Source organism: Stenotrophomonas sp. 62841_Sma, assembly GCF_056482945.1.
Window position 1 is genome coordinate 814,554 of record NZ_CM151224.1, and the last position, 15,048, is coordinate 829,601.

Here is a 15,048-nt window from a genome sequence, read left to right on the forward strand (position 1 = left end):
GCCCAGCGTGCGGACCAGGGTCCGCACCCACCCTGCGGATGCCGGCGTTACCGCGGCTTCGCCGGCGGCGGGTTGTCGCGCACCCAGTCCTTGCGTTGTTCCGGCGTCATCTGCGACCAGCGCTCGCGCAGGGCGTCGCGCTGTTCCGGCGGCATGTTCCGCATCTGACCGAACAGGGCCCGGGCCTGCTCACGCTGTTCCGGGTTCATGTGCTCGAAACGGCGCAGGCCACGGCGGGCCTTGTCACGCTCCTCAGGGCTCATCGACTGCCAGCGCTGGCCATGCGAAAGCATGCGCTGGCGCTGGCCGGCATCGGCGCTGTTCCAGCGGTCGCGCAGCGGCGCCAGCAGGGATTCGCGCTGCGCTTCGCTCAGGTGTTCCCACGCCGGCAGCGGTGCGGCCGGCGCAGGGCGTGCGGCAGATGCGGGCGCGGCGCTCTGCGCCAGTGCCGGGAAGGCCGGCAGCAGCAACAGGGTCATCAGCAGGGGCAGGGTGTGCAGTCGGGACATGATTCACTCCATCGCCAGGTCGGTATCGCCCAGCCACAGGTACAGATCGGGATTTTCGTCGTAGAGCGCGCTGTTGTCTTCTGCCGAGGCAAGCACAGGTGCCGGCGCAGGGCCCGTCAGGGTGCCGTGGCCGGTGAACTGCAGGCCGATACCCAGTGCCACCACCAGTGAACAGGCACTGGCCAGCCACCAGCGCCAGCGCCCGCGATGGGCGGCCATGGCGCCATGGCGAGCCTGGCGCAGCCGGGCCAGCGTTGCCGGCGACAACGCCTGCAGCGACTGCGCGTGCAGGCTGCGCAGGGTGTCATCGGAAGGCAGGGAGCGGTTCACGGATGGGTCTCCAGATAATCCTGCAGCGCCTGGCGGGCGCGTGCCAGATGGGTTTTTACCGCGCCTTCGCTGCAGCCCATGGCGCGGGCGGTGGTGGCCCCGTCCAGGTCCTGCAGCACGCGCAGGGTGAAGGCCTCGCGCTGGCGGGCGGGCAGGCGGCGCAACGCGTCCACCAGCTGTTGGTACTGCTGGCGCTGTTCGTGCGCCTGTGCCGGGTCCGGGCCGGGGTCGGCCCAGTCGATCTCGCCGCCTTCCGCGTCCTGGTTGTCGCGCCAGAACGGCAGTCGGAAGCGGCGCCGGCGCTGCACGTCGATCACGCGCCGGCGCAGGATGCTCCAGAACAGCGGGGCCCATTCGGCAGCCGGCTTGTCGGCGTAGTCCAGCATGCGCAGCAGCGCGTCCTGCACCGCGTCCATGGCGTCTTCGCGCTGGCGCAGGCCGGCCTCGGCGAAGCGGAACGCGCTCGGGCCAACACTGGCCAGGAACGCCTCCAGCGACGCCGGCAGGGCATCGGTCTCGGCGCTCGGGGGGACGGGGCTGCTCACCAGCACAGGGTACGGTTCCTCGCTCGGGGTCACCATCGACAACGCGTGAGCGCGGCTTCGGTTGACGCCGGGCGCGCACCGGGTTCAGCCCATGGTTATGATGGGACGACGAAGACAGAGCAGGAGCGTTGCCGGTGAGTGACGGGTTCGTAGCGCTGTACATCTTCATGCTGGCAGCCATCGCCGGCCACGTGATCATTTCGCGGGTGCCGGTGATCCTGCATACCCCGCTGATGTCGGGCTCCAACTTCATCCACGGCATCGTGCTGATCGGTGCGATGGTGGTGCTGGGGCACGCGCAGACACCGCTGGAGAAAGCCCTGGGCTTCCTCGCCGTGGTGCTTGGTGCCGGCAACGCCGCCGGTGGCTACGTGGTCACCGCGCGCATGCTGGAAATGTTCAAGCCGAGCGCGCCCAAGGGCGGCAAGGACGAGCCGAAGGAGCCGCAGGCTTGAACATCAGCACCGTCGAACTGCTCGATTGGCTGGTCAAGGCCAGCTACCTCGTCGCCGCCACGCTGTTCCTGCTGGGCCTGCAGCGCATGGCCTCGCCGCTGACCGCGCGCAGCGGCATCCGCTGGGCCGGGCTGGGCATGCTGCTGGCCACGGTGGCGACGTTCTTCCTGCCCGAACTGCATAACGTGCCGCTGATCCTGGTGGCGCTGCTGCTTGGCGCGGGCCTGGCCTGGTGGTCGGCCGGCAAGGTTGCCATCACCGACATGCCGCAGATGGTGGCGCTGTACAACGGCATGGGCGGCGGCTCGGCCGCGGCCATCGGTGCAGTGGAACTGCTGCGCTACGCCTTCCTCGCCAACCGTGATACCAGCCACTGGAGCGCACAGGCGCTGGCCGACCTCGCTGCCCGCCAACCCTCGGGCATGGTGCTGCTGCTGGCGGTGGTCGGCGCGGCCATCGGTGCGGTGTCGCTGTCCGGCTCGGTGATTGCCTGGGCCAAGCTCGATGGCCGCCTGGACAAGCGCGTGACCTGGCCGGGCCAGCAGGTGATGAACCTGCTGGTGGCACTGGCGGTGGTGGTGCTGGCGATCATCGCGGCCAGCACGCTCAACACCTGGGCGATCGTCGCGTTCTTCGTGCTGGCACTGGCACTGGGCGTGCTGATGACGCTGCCGATCGGTGGCGCCGACATGCCGGTGGTGATCTCGCTGTACAACGCGTTCACCGGCCTGGCGGTGTCGTTCGAAGGCTATGTGCTGGGCAACGAGGCGCTGATCATCGCCGGCATGATGGTCGGCGCGGCGGGCATCCTGCTGACCCGGCTGATGGCCAAGGCGATGAACCGGCCGATCCGCAACGTGCTGTTCTCCAATTTCGGCGGCGCTGCGGCGGGCGAGGCGCAGGCGATTTCCGGTTCGCAGAAGCCGATCGAAGCAGCTGACGTGGCGGCGATGATGGCCTTCGCCGAACGCGTGGTGATCGTGCCCGGCTACGGCATGGCCGTGGCCGAGGCCCAGCACAAGATCTGGGAGCTGGCACAGCGGTTGGGCCAGCGCGGGGTGAAGGTGAAGTTCGCGATCCACCCGGTGGCTGGGCGCATGCCTGGGCACATGAACGTGTTGCTGGCCGAAGCGGGTGTGCCCTACGACCTGATCGCCGACATGGACGACATCAACCCGGAATTCGCCAACACCGATGTGGTGCTGGTGATCGGGGCCAACGACGTGGTCAATCCGGTCGCGCGTACCGACCCGGCCAGCCCGATCTACGGCATGCCGGTGCTGGATGTGGTCAACGCGCGCAACGTGGTGGTGATCAAGCGCGGCAAGGGCACCGGTTTTGCCGGCATCGAGAATGCGCTGTTCTACGCCGACAACACCCGCATGCTGTACGGCGATGGTGCGGAAGCGGCGGCCTCGCTGGTGAGCGAACTGAAGGCGCTCGACGGCGGGCATTGAGCGGCGGCTGCATCGGGTAGGTGCGGACCTTGGTCCGCATGCTTCTGCCGGCCAGCGGCCGGCACTACCGAATCCATGCGTGGTGGTTGCATCGGGTAGGTGCGGACCTTGGTCCGCACGCTTCTGCCGGCCAGCGGCCGGCACTACCGAATCCACGCATGGCGGCTGCGCCCGGTAGGTGCGGACCTTGGTCCGCACGCATTTGCCGGCCAGCGGCCGGCACTACCGAATCCATGCGTGGTGGTTGCATCGGGTAGGTGCGGACCTTGGTCCGCACGCTTCTACCGGCCAGCGGCCGGCACTACCTGCCGGTGGGTCAGCGCGCCAGCCAGGCGCCCACGGTCACGCCCAGGGCCAGCCAAAGCCATTCCATCGCGCCATTGGCGAGGGTGATCAGGGTCCAGGCCAGGTGCGGGCCCATCCGCAGGGTGGCGTCCCACAGGTCCAGCCCGATCGAGCCGCCCATCCACGCGCTGGCGATGGCCCAGTTGGCCACGGCCGCCACCAGCAGGGTGCCCAGCACGACCAGGGCGATGCGCAGCCGGCCCGGGCCCAGCGTGCCCATGCGCAGCATGAACACCAGTTCCAGGGCGGTCAGTACCGCCATCCAGCCGACCTGCCGGCCGGTCATCAGCGCCAGCATCATCCAGGCGAGGGGAGCAACAAGCAGACCCAGCAACAGCATGATGGGCCAGAGCCAGGTCACGGTCCTGGCACGCGCGGCATTGGAGGACATCGAAGCTCCCTGAAGATCACCCACAGGATACTGTGGTTTGCCGCAGTGCACCGGCGGCGGCAGGGCGGCTGGGCTAGAATGCCGTCTTGCGTGGCCTTGGCCACGGCCCCATATCGGTCCCCATGTATTCCCGTAGCAGCGAACCTGTCCACTTCGAACGCGATTGCGAGGCCGTGATGGTCCCGCAGGGCGACACCGTGACCCTGCCCGCCGGCAGCTATGGGTACATCACCCAGGCGCTGGGCGGCAGTTATTCGGTGTTCGTCGAGGGCAACCTGTTCCGCATCGCCGGCAAGGACGGCGACGCCATCGGCAAGGAGGCACCGGCACCGCTCGAGCTGCCGGCTGACGCCACCGATGAACAGGTGGAACAGCTGGTGTGGCAGCAGCTGCGCACCTGCTTTGATCCGGAAATTCCGGTGAACATCGTCGAACTGGGCCTGGTCTACGAGGTCGAGATCAAGCACCTGGACGAAGGCAAGCGCGAGATCGACGTGAAGATGACCCTGACCGCACCGGGCTGCGGCATGGGCGAGATCCTGGTCGACGACGTGCGCAGCAAGCTCGAGATGATTCCGACGGTGGCCGAGGCCGACGTCGACCTGGTGTTCGACCCGCCGTGGAACCAGCACATGATGTCCGAGGCGGCCCGGCTCGAGACCGGCATGCTTTGACCCACGGCCCGCAGTGACGCGGGCCGGGCATTACCCGCAACCAGAACAGGAAATCTCCGGTGTCCCAGTCCATTCCCAGCTTCGCCGTCACCCGTTCGGACCACCCGCGCAGCGCTGAAGAGCGCGCCCAGATCCTGGAGAAGCCGGGTTTCGGCCTGCACTTCACCGACCACATGGTGGAAGTGCGCTGGGACAAGGACACCGGCTGGCACAACGCCAACGTGCGCGCCTACGGTCCGCTGCAGCTGGACCCGGCCGCGGCCGTGCTGCACTACGGCCAGGAAATCTTCGAGGGCATCAAGGCCTACCGCCATGCCGACGGTTCGATCTGGACCTTCCGCCCGGATGCCAATGGCCGTCGCCTGCAGCGTTCGGCGCAGCGCCTGGCGCTGCCGGAACTGCCGGTGGAGATCTTCGTCGAATCGCTGAAGCAGCTGATCGCCGTCGACAGCGCCTGGGTGCCGTCGGCCGATGAGTCGAGCCTGTACTTCCGTCCGTTCATGATCGGCGACGAAGCTTTCCTCGGCGTGCGCGGCGCGCACAAGGCCGGCTACTACGTCATCGCCAGCCCGGCCGGCCCGTACTTCGCCAAGGGCGTCGCCCCGGTGTCGATCTGGCTGTCGACCGAGTACGCACGTGCGGCCAAGGGTGGCACCGGTGCCGCAAAGTGCGGTGGCAACTACGCCGCCTCGCTGCTGCCGCAGCAGAAGGCGCAGGCACAGGGCTGCTCGCAGGTGCTGTTCCTCGACCCGGTCGAGGGCAAGTACCTGGAAGAACTGGGTGGCATGAACGTGTTCCTGGTCTACAAGGACGGCACGCTGGTTACCCCGCAGCTGTCGGGCAGCATCCTCGAAGGCATCACCCGCGAGAGCATCCTGCAGCTGGCCCGCGACCGCGGCATGAAGGTCGAAGAGCGCAAGGTCAGCATCGACGAGTGGAAGGACGGCGTTGCCTCCGGCGAGATCGCCGAAGTGTTCGCCTGCGGTACCGCTGCGGTGGTCACCCCGATCGGCCAGCTGAAGGGCGAAGGCTTCTCGGTGGGCGACATCAACGCACCGGCCGGCGAAGTGACCATGTCGCTGCGCAAGGAACTGACCGACATCCAGTACGGCCGCCTGCCGGACCGCCACAACTGGCTGGTCAAGCTGGGCTGATCGCCCGCGTTGAACCGGTAGCGCCGGGCCATGCCCGGCGGCGCTTCTTGAAAGCCCGTCCCAGTGACGGGCTTTCTGCGTTGTGGGCCCGCCCGTCGACCGCAGCAGGCGGGCGCTTGACGCAAATAGGTTTGCACTGCAAACTAAATTCAAGCGACCCCGATGGAGCGTGTCATGCAGCAGCCGTCCGTCATTGATCCTTCCTCGCGCCTGCAGGCGCTGACCCGTGAATATTCGCGGTACTCGCGAAGTGCCGGGGGCCTGTCGGCGATGGCAGGCGGCATTGCCTGCCTGGCCTCGTTCCTTGCCGGCGCGCTGCTGCCGACCACCCTGGCGCTGCGCATCGTGCTGATTGCCGTGCCGGTGCTGTGGATCGTCGGCAAGCAGTGGCTGGCGCGCCGCTACTACCAGCGCCTGGGCCAGGTTGAGGAGCAGGTCACGCCGGTCGAGCGCAATTTCCAGCGCTTCTTCATTGCCTTCACCGCGCTGGTAAGCGTGCTGGTGATCGGCAGCGTGCTGACCCGGCTGGCGCCGATGGGCGAGCTGCCCTGGGACCTGCGCGCCATCGGTTACCTGGCCGTGGTAGCGCTGCTGCCCTGGGTGGTGTGGCGCTGGCTGCGTACACCGCTGGAGTTCATCGTGGGCGTGTTCCTGTTGTGCCAGGCCGCGCTGGCCTTCACCGGGCAGACGTATGGCTTCGGCCCGAGCACGGCGGTGTTCCCGCTGGCATCCATCGCACTGATCGTGGTCGGCTGGCGTGACCACCAGCGCTTCCACCGGCTGCAGGTAGAGATGCGCGCGTTCATGGCGGCGCGGACGAACGCCGAATGACCCAGCTGCCTGACTCCAGAGCGCTGCTCCAGCTCGACCGCTTGATCCACGAGCCGGCACGCCTGCTGATCCTGTCGATCCTGGCAGGTGCCGAATCCGCCGAGTTCGGTTTTGTCGAACATCTCAGCGGGTTGAGCAAGGGCAACCTGTCCAGCCATCTGAGCAAGCTGGAGGCTGCTGGACTGGTCGCCATCGACAAGTCGTTCCGCGGCAAGCGCCCGCTGACCACCCTGCAGTTGACGCCGATGGGCCGCACTGCCCTGGCCGAGTACCGCACACAGCTGGCGGCGATCGTTGCCGGCATTCCCGATCCGGATCGAAAGGACGCCTGACATGACATTGCTCCCGCGCCTGTTTGCAGTTCTGGTTGTTTCCTTCTCTGCCCTCATCGGCGCGGCTGCGGCTGCAGATCCGCGCCAACAGGGAGCTGCGCTGACCACGCAGTTCTACGAAGGGCACATCGACGCACTGTGGGAACGGATGACGCCGCAGATGCAGGCGGGGCTGCAGTCCCCGCAGAACCTGGTGGCGCTGCGCGAGCAGGTGCTGGCGGGCTGGGGTGCAGAAACCGAGCTGGTCAGTGAGAAGGTCGAGAAGGTTGATGGATTCGATACCTATCTGCGGCAGGCGCGCTTCGCCAGGAGCCCGGACCTGATCCAGGTGCTGTGGGCCATCGATGCAGACGGGCGGATTGGCGGCTTCTACATCCGCCCGCTCCAGACCACGCCGCCGCAGGCCGCAGCGAGCGGGTTCCTCGACTACCAGACCCGCACACGGCTGCAACTGCCGTTCGACGATGAGTACTTCGTGTTCTGGGGCGGGCGCAGTGTCGAACAGAACTACCATGCGGCCCATGCCGGCCAGCGCTTCGCGCTGGATCTGCTGGTGGTCCGCGATGGCCGGTCGCACCGTGGCGATGGCCTGCGCAACGATGATTACTACTGCTTCGGTCGCCCGATCCTCGCGCCCGCCGACGGCACGGTGGTGGAGGTGATCGAGGGTGTCGCCGACAACGTGCCGGGCCAGATGAATGCCGCCCAGCTCACCGGCAACCGCGTCATCCTCGACCACGGCAACGAGGAATACTCGGTGCTGGCGCACCTGCGCCAGGGCAGTGTGCGGGTCGCGCAGGGACAGGCTGTCCGCAGCGGCGCGCACCTCGGTGACTGCGGCAACAGCGGCAATTCCTCCGAGCCGCACCTGCACTACCAACTGCAGGCAGGCCCTGTATTCGGTGTCGGCGAAGCGCTGCCGGCACAGTTCTCCGGTTACGTGGCCGATGGCCAGCCGGTTGCACGCGGCGAGCCGGTCAAAGGTCAGCGGATCCGGCCGGCGCGCCTCCCGCAGGCAAAGTAGTCAGCGCGTCCGACGCGATGGGCAGGCACGCCGCGGGCACGCTGCGCTGTCGTTGGTGTCAGCAGTGGACGCCGATGTCGGCAAAGCCATCGCAGGACATGTGATGACCCAGTCAGGTGCGTGCAGGGCAGGAGAAAGTTCCTTCACCTTCACAAACCCTCGACCCGAAAAGTCTCAGAACGAACATTTCATCTTGCTGAAAAGACGCTGAAAATCTTGTGGTGTCCGGTTTTGGTCATTAGCGTCATCTGCACGGCGGATCGTTAGGGGGATCCGCTGGCTCGCCGGACTTCGAACCTCGCCAACGCAAGCCAGCCCAGGGTTCGGGCCGGTGCTTCTGCCGATTCCGGCATTCACACCACAAGAAAGGGAAATACGATGTCCCAGGTAACGCAACCGCGTGTGCGTCGAGTGTGGGTGGTCCTTGGTGCGTCCGTTCTGTCATCGCTGCTGCTGGCCACGCCTGCGCTGGCCGGTGATGTCCAGCTCAGCGGCCTGCAGTCCGCACAGACCCACCAGCGTTTCATCGTGAAGTACCGCGACGGCAGCGCGCCGGTGGCCAACACCACCGCACTGGCCTCTTCGCTGAAGAGTGCCGCCGCCGGCCTGGCCAGCAGCCAGGGCCGCGCGCTGGGCCTGCAGCAGGTCCGCAAGCTGGCCGTCGGCCCGACCCTGGTCAAGACCGATCGTCCGCTCGACCAGGCCGAATCCGAGCAGCTGATGCGCAAGCTGGCCGCCGACCCGAACGTGGAATACGTTGAAGTCGACCAGATCATGCGTGCCACGCTGACCCCGAACGACACCCGCTTCAGCGAGCAATGGGGCTTCGGCACCTCCAATGCCGGCATCAACATCCGGCCGGCCTGGGACAAGGCCACCGGCACCGGTGTGGTCGTGGCGGTGATCGACACCGGCATCACCAACCACGCCGACCTCAATGCCAACATCCTGCCGGGCTACGACTTCATCAGTGATGCGGCGATGGCGCGCGACGGCAACGGCCGCGACAACAACCCGAACGATGAGGGCGACTGGTACGGCGACAACGAGTGCCAGGCGGGCTACCCGGGTTCGAATTCCAGCTGGCACGGTACCCACGTGGCCGGCACGGTAGCGGCGGTGACCAACAACAGCACCGGCGTGGCAGGTACTGCGTTCAACGCCAAGGTCGTGCCGGTGCGCGTGCTCGGCAAGTGCGGCGGTTACACCTCCGACATTGCCGACGCGATCGTGTGGGCGTCCGGCGGCAGCGTCAGCGGCGTGCCGGCCAATGCCAATCCGGCCGAGGTCATCAACCTCTCGCTGGGCGGCGGCGGCAGCTGTTCGACCACCTACCAGAACGCGATCAATGGCGCTGTCGGGCGTGGCACCACCGTGGTGGTCGCCGCCGGCAACAGCAACACCAACGTGTCCTCGTCGGTGCCGGCCAACTGCCCGAACGTGATCGCAGTGGCGGCCACCACCTCGGCCGGTGCGCGTGCCAGCTTCTCCAACTATGGCAACGGCATCGATATCTCGGCACCGGGCCAGGGCATCCTGTCCACCCTCAACAGCGGCACCACCACCCCGGGCAGCGCCAGCTACGCTTCGTACAACGGCACCTCGATGGCAGCACCGCACGTGGCCGGCGTGGTCGCGCTGATGCAGTCCGTTGCCCCGAGCCCGCTGAGCCCGGCGCAGGTGGAGAGCATCATCAAGAGCACCGCACGTCCGCTGCCGGGCGCCTGCTCGGGCGGCTGCGGCGCCGGCATCATCGACGCCGACGCGGCCGTGGCTGCGGCGATCAACGGTGGCGGCCCGAACCCGGGTGGCAACGTGCTGCAGAACAACGTTCCGGTGACCGGCCTGGGCGCTGCCAGCGGCGCTTCGCTGAGTTACACCGTGAACGTTCCGGCCGGCAGCACCCAGCTGCGCGTGGCGATCAGTGGCGGCAGCGGTGATGCCGACCTGTACGTGCGCCAGGGCAGTGCCCCGACCGATACCGCCTACACCTGCCGCCCGTACCTGAGCGGCAACAGCGAGACCTGCACCATCAACAGTCCGGCTGCCGGCACGTGGTATGTGCGGGTGAAGGCCTACAGCACCTTCTCGGGCCTGACCCTCAACGCCCAGTACTGAGCCCAAGCCCCTCTCCATGGGCACGCCCCGGCTCCGGCCGGGGCGTTTTTGCATGGGGACGCGCGGTGATGCGAGCCGCCGCGTCGTGGTAGGTGCCGACCTTGGTCGGCACGCTGTTCCTCAGACCGATTCGAAGCGGTTCGCGGCCACGTTCTTGCGCACGTGCTGCGGGTCGAAAATCCGCCCGTTCATCGCGATGTACACGCCGCTCGGCAGCGACTGCACCGCACCGATCGCGCAGCCGATGTTGAACTCCGCATCCGAGCCGCGGAAACGCGCCGGGCTCAGCGCGCCGGTCATCACGATGGTCTTGTCCGGGATCGTCGCCAGCACCTGGCCGGTCTGCACCATCGAATCGGTGCCGTGGGTCACCAGCACGTGGCGGGTCGGCTGCGCGGCGATGGTGGCGCGGATCAGTTCGCGGTCCTCATCGTTGATGTGCAGCGAATCCTTGCGCAGGATCGGAATCACGTTGAAGCGGAACGTCACGCCCAGCTCGCGCAGGATCATGCCGATCTGGGGGTCGCCGATCTGGTAGTCCGACTTGTCGTCGAAGTAGATCTTGTCGATCGTGCCACCGGTGGTGACGACCAGGAGCTCTTCCATCATGTGCATGCGCGAAACCAGGACAGGTACAGCGGCGCGGGGCCAGGAACACAGATGATACGGCCCGGCGGCCGCAGCGTCAGCGTCGCTTGCCGAAGCGGGCGCGCAGCCCCGGCAGGCTGGCGCTGAAGATCACCAGCAGGGCCAGCGCGATCTCGATCAGCGCCAGCCAGCGTGTTTCCGGGTGGCTCCAGGCACTCATCACCCCGTGGCTGAACCAGCCCAGGGCCAGCACCGAGGCCCAGAAACCGGCCTTGCGCCAGCCCAGTCGCAGGGCAACGGCCAACGCCAGCGGCGGCGCGGTGAACACCAGCTGGGTGGCCAGCCAGTGCTTGTCATTGATGAACCAGCCGGCGAACAGCGCGGCCAGCCCCATCAGGGCCAGCAGCAGGGCCGTGCGCGGCGCGGCGCTCATCGGGCCAACCGCTGCGCGATGTCGGCCACCCGGCGGCCCAGCGCGCGCGCCAGCACGGCTTCATCGTCGGTCGGCTGCGGGTCGTCGGCGGCGCCGGCGACGTGGCTGGCGCCATACGGCGTGCCGCCACTGGTGGTGTGGCTCAGCGCCGGTTCGGTGAACGGGATGCCGACGATCACGCAGCCATGGTGCAGCAACGGCACCTGCATCGACAGCAGGGTCGATTCCTGGCCGCCATGCATCGAGGCGGTGGAGGTGAATACGCCGGCCGGCTTGCCGGAGAGAGTGCCGTTGACCCATTCGGCGCCGAGCCCGTCCAGGAAATGCTTGACCGGCGCCGCCATGTTGCCGAAGCGGGTGGGGCTGCCAAGCAGCAGGCCTTGGCATTCGACCAGGTCCTGCACGCTCACGTAGGGGGCACCATCGTCGGGGACCGGAGGTTGTGCGGTCTGGGTCACGGCGGCCACCGGCGGCACTGTGCGCAGGCGCGCGGTCATGCCCGGCACTTCGCCGATGCCCCGCGCGATCTGGCGCGCCAGCCGTGCCACTGAACCGCCCCGGCTGTAGTACAGCACCAGAATCTCGCCCATCGTGCCCGCTTCTCCTCGTCGTGTGGCCACCAGTATGGCTATCCTGCGAGCATTCCGCATCGGGTACCCTTTCGCCGATGGAACCTTTGGATACGCTCAACCTGTGGATGGAGCGCGCGCGGGATCGCGCACGGGCCATCAGTTTCGGCCGCTTCCTGTGGCATCGCTTCCTCGACGACCGCCTGTTCCAGGCAGCGGCGGCACTGGCGTACACCACGGTGTTCGCGCTGGTGCCGCTGGCCATCGTGGTGTTCGGCGTGCTCTCGGCCTTCCCTGTCTTCGACCGCTGGAGTGACCAGCTCAGCGATTACGTCTTCTCCAACTTCGTGCCCAACGCCGCGCGTGCGGCGGAGGGCTACCTGCGGCAGTTCTCGGCCAGTGCCGGGCAGCTCACGGCTGCCGGCTTCATCGCACTGGTGGTCTCGTTGCTGATCACCCTCAACAGCGTTGAAGAGACCTTCAACCAGATCTGGCGGGTCGGCTCGACCCGGCCCAAGCTGACCCGCTTCCTGGTCTACTGGACCGTGCTGACCCTGGGCGCAATGCTCGCTGCCGCTTCGCTGGCGGTGTCGGCGCGGGTGTTCGCGATGCCACTGTTCGGTACCCAGGAGGGCCGCTGGCTGGCCGAGTTCGCGCTGCGGCTGGCGCCGATCCTGATCGAGTTCGTCTGTATAACGCTGATGTTCCGGGTGGTGCCGCACCACACCGTGAAATGGCGGCACGCGGTGCCCGGCGCGATTCTCGCGGCGGTCATCCTGGAACTGGTGAAGTGGGGCATCGGCGCCTACCTGGGCAGCTTCCAGTCCTACCAGAAGCTCTACGGCACGGTCGCCTTCGTGCCGATCCTGCTGCTGTGGATCTACCTGTGCTGGGTGGCGGTGCTGCTGGGCGCGTCGCTGTCCTCGTCGATGGCCGCCTTCCGCTACCAGCCGGTGGAACTGCGCCTGCCGCAGGGCTACGAGTTCTATGGCCTGCTGCGCCTGCTCGGCCGCTTCCACCATGCCCGAGCCAAGGGCAAGGGCCTGGCCGATGATGAAATCCTGCGGCTGGAGCCGATGCTGACCGATTCGCTGCTGCAGGACCTGGCCTGCAATCTGCAGGAGATCGGCCTGCTGCGCCGCGATGAACGCGGCGAATGGCTGCTCTCGCGCGACCTGGACCAGGTCAGCCTGGCCGATCTGTACGAATGTACCCAGTTGCGCATTCCGGTAGCCGAGCAGCATCTGCCATACCGCGACGACACTCTGGGCCGTGCTGCGCTGGCGGCACTGGACGATCTGCGGCTGCCCCTGCGCGAACGCCTCAAGCGCAAGGTCAGCGATATCTACACCGATTCCGGAGACATGCCATGACCCGCAAGACCTCGTTGCTGCTCCCGCTGGCCCTGTTGCTGGCGCTGTCGGCCTGCAAACCGTCCCAGGAGCCGACCCCCGCCAGCAGCCAGCCGCCAGCACAGGCACCGACGCCGACCACACCGGCACCGGTCGAAGAGACCCCGGCCGAGCGCACCACTGCCGAGTTCCCGACGCTGAGGATGAAGGCGGTGGATGGCAGCGACTACGACCTGGCCGCGCACCGCGGCAAGTGGGTGATCGTGAATTTCTGGGCGACCTGGTGTGCCCCGTGCCGCAAGGAGATGCCGGAGCTGTCGGCGCTGCATGCGATGCGCAGCAACATCGAGGTGGTTGGCCTGGCCTATGAGGATATCGAGGTGCCGGAGATGCAGTCGTTCCTGACCAAGCATCCGGTGACCTATCCGATCGTGATCGTGGACCCGTTCGATCCGCCGGCGGACTTCGCCACGCCGCGTGGCCTGCCGTTGACGCATCTGCTGAATCCGCAGGGCAAGCTGGCGCACACCTTCCTTGGCCCGGTGACGGCCGCCGACATCGAAAAGCAGATCGCCAGCGCAAAGTAGGGGTTATCGGCAGGGCTGCGCCCTGCACCCGCCGAAACATTCAAGCAACGGCAACAGCAACAGCCAAAGCGCGATTTCCGTGTGGTGGCGGGGCGGTGTCGGAGTGCGGGGACGCCGCAAGTACGTCCATGTAGGCTTGGCAGCCGCATCCATGCGGCTGACACCCCGCACTCCGACACCGCCCCGCCTCTGACAGATTTCTGCGATCTGGTAGATCCACGCCATGCGTGGATGAATCTCCATCGAGTTCGAATACTTCATGTCGATGGGGTCAGATCCGTTTTCCGCAGGAAAACGGATCTGACCCCTGAATTTCATTCGATATCTGACAGATGTGTCGACCAAGGTCGACACCTACCAACAGCCGCAGGGATCTGTCAGAGGTGGGGCGGTGTGGGTGGGCAGGACCGTTGGCGCCATGGATGGCGCCATCGAGCCCCCATGGACGGGTCTACGGCGTGTCCTGCCCACCCACACCGCCCCGCCATCCCGCGGATAGCCGCTGTTGCTGTTGCCGTTGCGTTGAGCAGGTGCAGGGCCGCAGGCCCTGCCGACCCACCCTAATCTTCGACCGGGAACTCCTCGATCGGCTTCAGTACATCGTAGTGCTCGCGATGCAGCTTGCCCTTCAGCTTCGGCAGCTCCGGCAACGGCGCATCCACCCGCGTGTCCGGCAACCGGTCCAGCAGGTTGCGCACCAGCGTCAGCCGACCCAACCGCTGGTCGTTGAAATCCACCAGCGTCCACGGTGCCGCCTCGCGATGCGTCGCGCGCAGCATCGCCTCGCGGGCCTCGGTGTAGGCGCTGTACTTGCTGCGGGATTTCAGGTCCACCGGGGAGAGCTTCCAGCCCTTCAGCGGATCGAGGTGGCGCTCGGCGAAGCGTTTTTCCTGCTGTTCCTGATCCACGCACAGCCAGTACTTGAACAGCAGGATGCCGTCGTCCACCAGCAGTTGCTCGAGTACCGGCGCCTGATGCAGGAACTGCTGGTACTCGGTTTCGCTGCAGTAACCCATCACCCGCTCGACGCCTGCACGGTTGTACCAGCTGCGGTCCATCAGCACGATCTCGCCGGCGGCGGGCAGGTGCGAGGCGTAGCGCTGGAAGTACCACTGGGTGGCTTCGCGGTCGGTGGGCTTGGGCAGTGCCACCACCCGGCATTGACGCGGGTTGAGGTGCTGGCTGATGGCCTGGATCGCGCCGCCTTTGCCTGCGGTATCACGGCCTTCGAACAGCACCAGCAGGCGTTGCCCGCTGTGCTGCACCCAGCGCGCCATCGCGGTCAGTTCCAGCTGCAGCGGCAGCAGCAATTCGTCGTAGTCCTTGCGCTTGAGCTTGGCCATCATCACACCAC

18 protein-coding genes are annotated in these 15,048 nt (G+C 67.1%); 10 read left to right on the plus strand and 8 right to left on the minus strand.

The genetic code is table 11. The annotated features are described in order from the left end of the window. Window positions 1-47 precede the first annotated feature (47 nt). From ACZK5G_RS03665 to ACZK5G_RS03675, 3 genes are read right to left on the minus strand one after another with little or no spacing between them, the layout of a single operon-like run. On the minus strand, window positions 48-509 hold the full coding sequence (locus ACZK5G_RS03665; protein WP_279912948.1) for a DUF3106 domain-containing protein: 462 nt from the start codon (window positions 507-509) through the stop codon (window positions 48-50). A gap of 3 nt (window positions 510-512) precedes the next feature. Continuing rightward, window positions 513-839 (minus strand): hypothetical protein, encoded by a 327-nt coding sequence (locus ACZK5G_RS03670; protein WP_197617095.1) that lies wholly within the window; start codon window positions 837-839, stop codon window positions 513-515. Continuing rightward, a complete protein-coding gene (locus tag ACZK5G_RS03675) occupies window positions 836-1,420 on the minus strand; it encodes an RNA polymerase sigma factor (protein WP_478465381.1) in 585 nt (194 codons plus the stop codon). Before ACZK5G_RS03675 ends, ACZK5G_RS03670 begins: the two co-directional genes overlap by 4 nt. Window positions 1,421-1,518: 98 nt before the next feature. Here ACZK5G_RS03675 and ACZK5G_RS03680 point away from each other — a divergent pair, with 98 nt between their 5' ends. Both ACZK5G_RS03680 and ACZK5G_RS03685 read left to right on the plus strand, forming a co-directional pair. Then, window positions 1,519-1,839, plus strand: coding sequence for an NAD(P) transhydrogenase subunit alpha part 2 (locus ACZK5G_RS03680; RefSeq protein WP_005408173.1), 321 nt, complete (start codon window positions 1,519-1,521; stop codon window positions 1,837-1,839). After that, on the plus strand, window positions 1,836-3,296 hold the full coding sequence (locus tag ACZK5G_RS03685) for an NAD(P)(+) transhydrogenase (Re/Si-specific) subunit beta (protein ID WP_478465383.1): 1,461 nt from the start codon (window positions 1,836-1,838) through the stop codon (window positions 3,294-3,296). The genes ACZK5G_RS03680 and ACZK5G_RS03685 overlap by 4 nt, the downstream gene beginning before the upstream one ends. A gap of 316 nt (window positions 3,297-3,612) precedes the next feature. On the opposite strand, the gene ACZK5G_RS03690 is transcribed toward ACZK5G_RS03685, so the two are convergent. After that, window positions 3,613-4,032, minus strand: a complete 420-nt coding sequence (locus ACZK5G_RS03690; protein WP_478465385.1) for a hypothetical protein — start codon at window positions 4,030-4,032, stop codon at window positions 3,613-3,615. 122 nt (window positions 4,033-4,154) lie between these two features. Here ACZK5G_RS03690 and sufT point away from each other — a divergent pair, with 122 nt between their 5' ends. The 6 genes from sufT (at window position 4,155) to ACZK5G_RS03720 (ending at window position 10,165) form a co-directional block, all read left to right on the plus strand. Next, a complete protein-coding gene (gene sufT, locus ACZK5G_RS03695; protein ID WP_005415385.1) occupies window positions 4,155-4,706 on the plus strand; it encodes a putative Fe-S cluster assembly protein SufT in 552 nt (183 codons plus the stop codon). A gap of 59 nt (window positions 4,707-4,765) precedes the next feature. Then, window positions 4,766-5,860 (plus strand): branched-chain amino acid aminotransferase, encoded by a 1,095-nt coding sequence (locus ACZK5G_RS03700; RefSeq protein ID WP_010481775.1) that lies wholly within the window; start codon window positions 4,766-4,768, stop codon window positions 5,858-5,860. Window positions 5,861-6,034: 174 nt separating this feature from the next. Further along, window positions 6,035-6,691, plus strand: a complete 657-nt coding sequence (locus tag ACZK5G_RS03705; RefSeq protein ID WP_049463522.1) for a hypothetical protein — start codon at window positions 6,035-6,037, stop codon at window positions 6,689-6,691. After that, window positions 6,688-7,023, plus strand: a complete 336-nt coding sequence (locus tag ACZK5G_RS03710) for a transcriptional regulator (RefSeq protein ID WP_012510131.1) — start codon at window positions 6,688-6,690, stop codon at window positions 7,021-7,023. The genes ACZK5G_RS03705 and ACZK5G_RS03710 overlap by 4 nt, the downstream gene beginning before the upstream one ends. Before the next feature lies 1 nt (window position 7,024). Next, window positions 7,025-8,047, plus strand: coding sequence for a M23 family metallopeptidase (locus ACZK5G_RS03715; protein WP_164080373.1), 1,023 nt, complete (start codon window positions 7,025-7,027; stop codon window positions 8,045-8,047). Window positions 8,048-8,425: 378 nt separating this feature from the next. After that, window positions 8,426-10,165: a S8 family peptidase gene (locus ACZK5G_RS03720; protein ID WP_004144921.1), complete on the plus strand. Its 1,740-nt coding sequence runs from the start codon at window positions 8,426-8,428 to the stop codon at window positions 10,163-10,165. Window positions 10,166-10,285: 120 nt separating this feature from the next. Here the strand turns inward: ACZK5G_RS03720 and ACZK5G_RS03725 are convergent, their stop codons facing one another. The 3 genes from ACZK5G_RS03725 to wrbA form a co-directional block, all read right to left on the minus strand. After that, window positions 10,286-10,771: an asparaginase domain-containing protein gene (locus ACZK5G_RS03725; protein WP_032130424.1), complete on the minus strand. Its 486-nt coding sequence runs from the start codon at window positions 10,769-10,771 to the stop codon at window positions 10,286-10,288. A 79-nt stretch (window positions 10,772-10,850) separates the two neighbouring features. Beyond that, complete coding sequence (locus tag ACZK5G_RS03730; RefSeq protein WP_049422884.1) at window positions 10,851-11,186, minus strand: DUF2069 domain-containing protein; 336 nt, start codon at window positions 11,184-11,186, stop codon at window positions 10,851-10,853. Continuing rightward, a complete protein-coding gene (gene wrbA, locus ACZK5G_RS03735) occupies window positions 11,183-11,776 on the minus strand; it encodes an NAD(P)H:quinone oxidoreductase (RefSeq protein WP_012510135.1) in 594 nt (197 codons plus the stop codon). The genes ACZK5G_RS03730 and wrbA overlap by 4 nt, the downstream gene beginning before the upstream one ends. 77 nt (window positions 11,777-11,853) lie before the next feature. On the opposite strand from wrbA, the gene ACZK5G_RS03740 reads away from it, so the two are divergent. Both ACZK5G_RS03740 and ACZK5G_RS03745 read left to right on the plus strand, forming a co-directional pair. Continuing rightward, window positions 11,854-13,128: a YihY family inner membrane protein gene (locus tag ACZK5G_RS03740; protein WP_032130426.1), complete on the plus strand. Its 1,275-nt coding sequence runs from the start codon at window positions 11,854-11,856 to the stop codon at window positions 13,126-13,128. After that, complete coding sequence (locus tag ACZK5G_RS03745; protein WP_478465387.1) at window positions 13,125-13,694, plus strand: TlpA family protein disulfide reductase; 570 nt, start codon at window positions 13,125-13,127, stop codon at window positions 13,692-13,694. Before ACZK5G_RS03740 ends, ACZK5G_RS03745 begins: the two co-directional genes overlap by 4 nt. A 560-nt stretch (window positions 13,695-14,254) precedes the next feature. On the opposite strand, the gene ppk2 is transcribed toward ACZK5G_RS03745, so the two are convergent. After that, entirely contained in the window at window positions 14,255-15,037 is a 783-nt protein-coding gene (ppk2, locus tag ACZK5G_RS03750) for a polyphosphate kinase 2 (RefSeq protein ID WP_478465388.1), read from the minus strand. Between the last annotated feature and the right edge of the window lie 11 nt (window positions 15,038-15,048).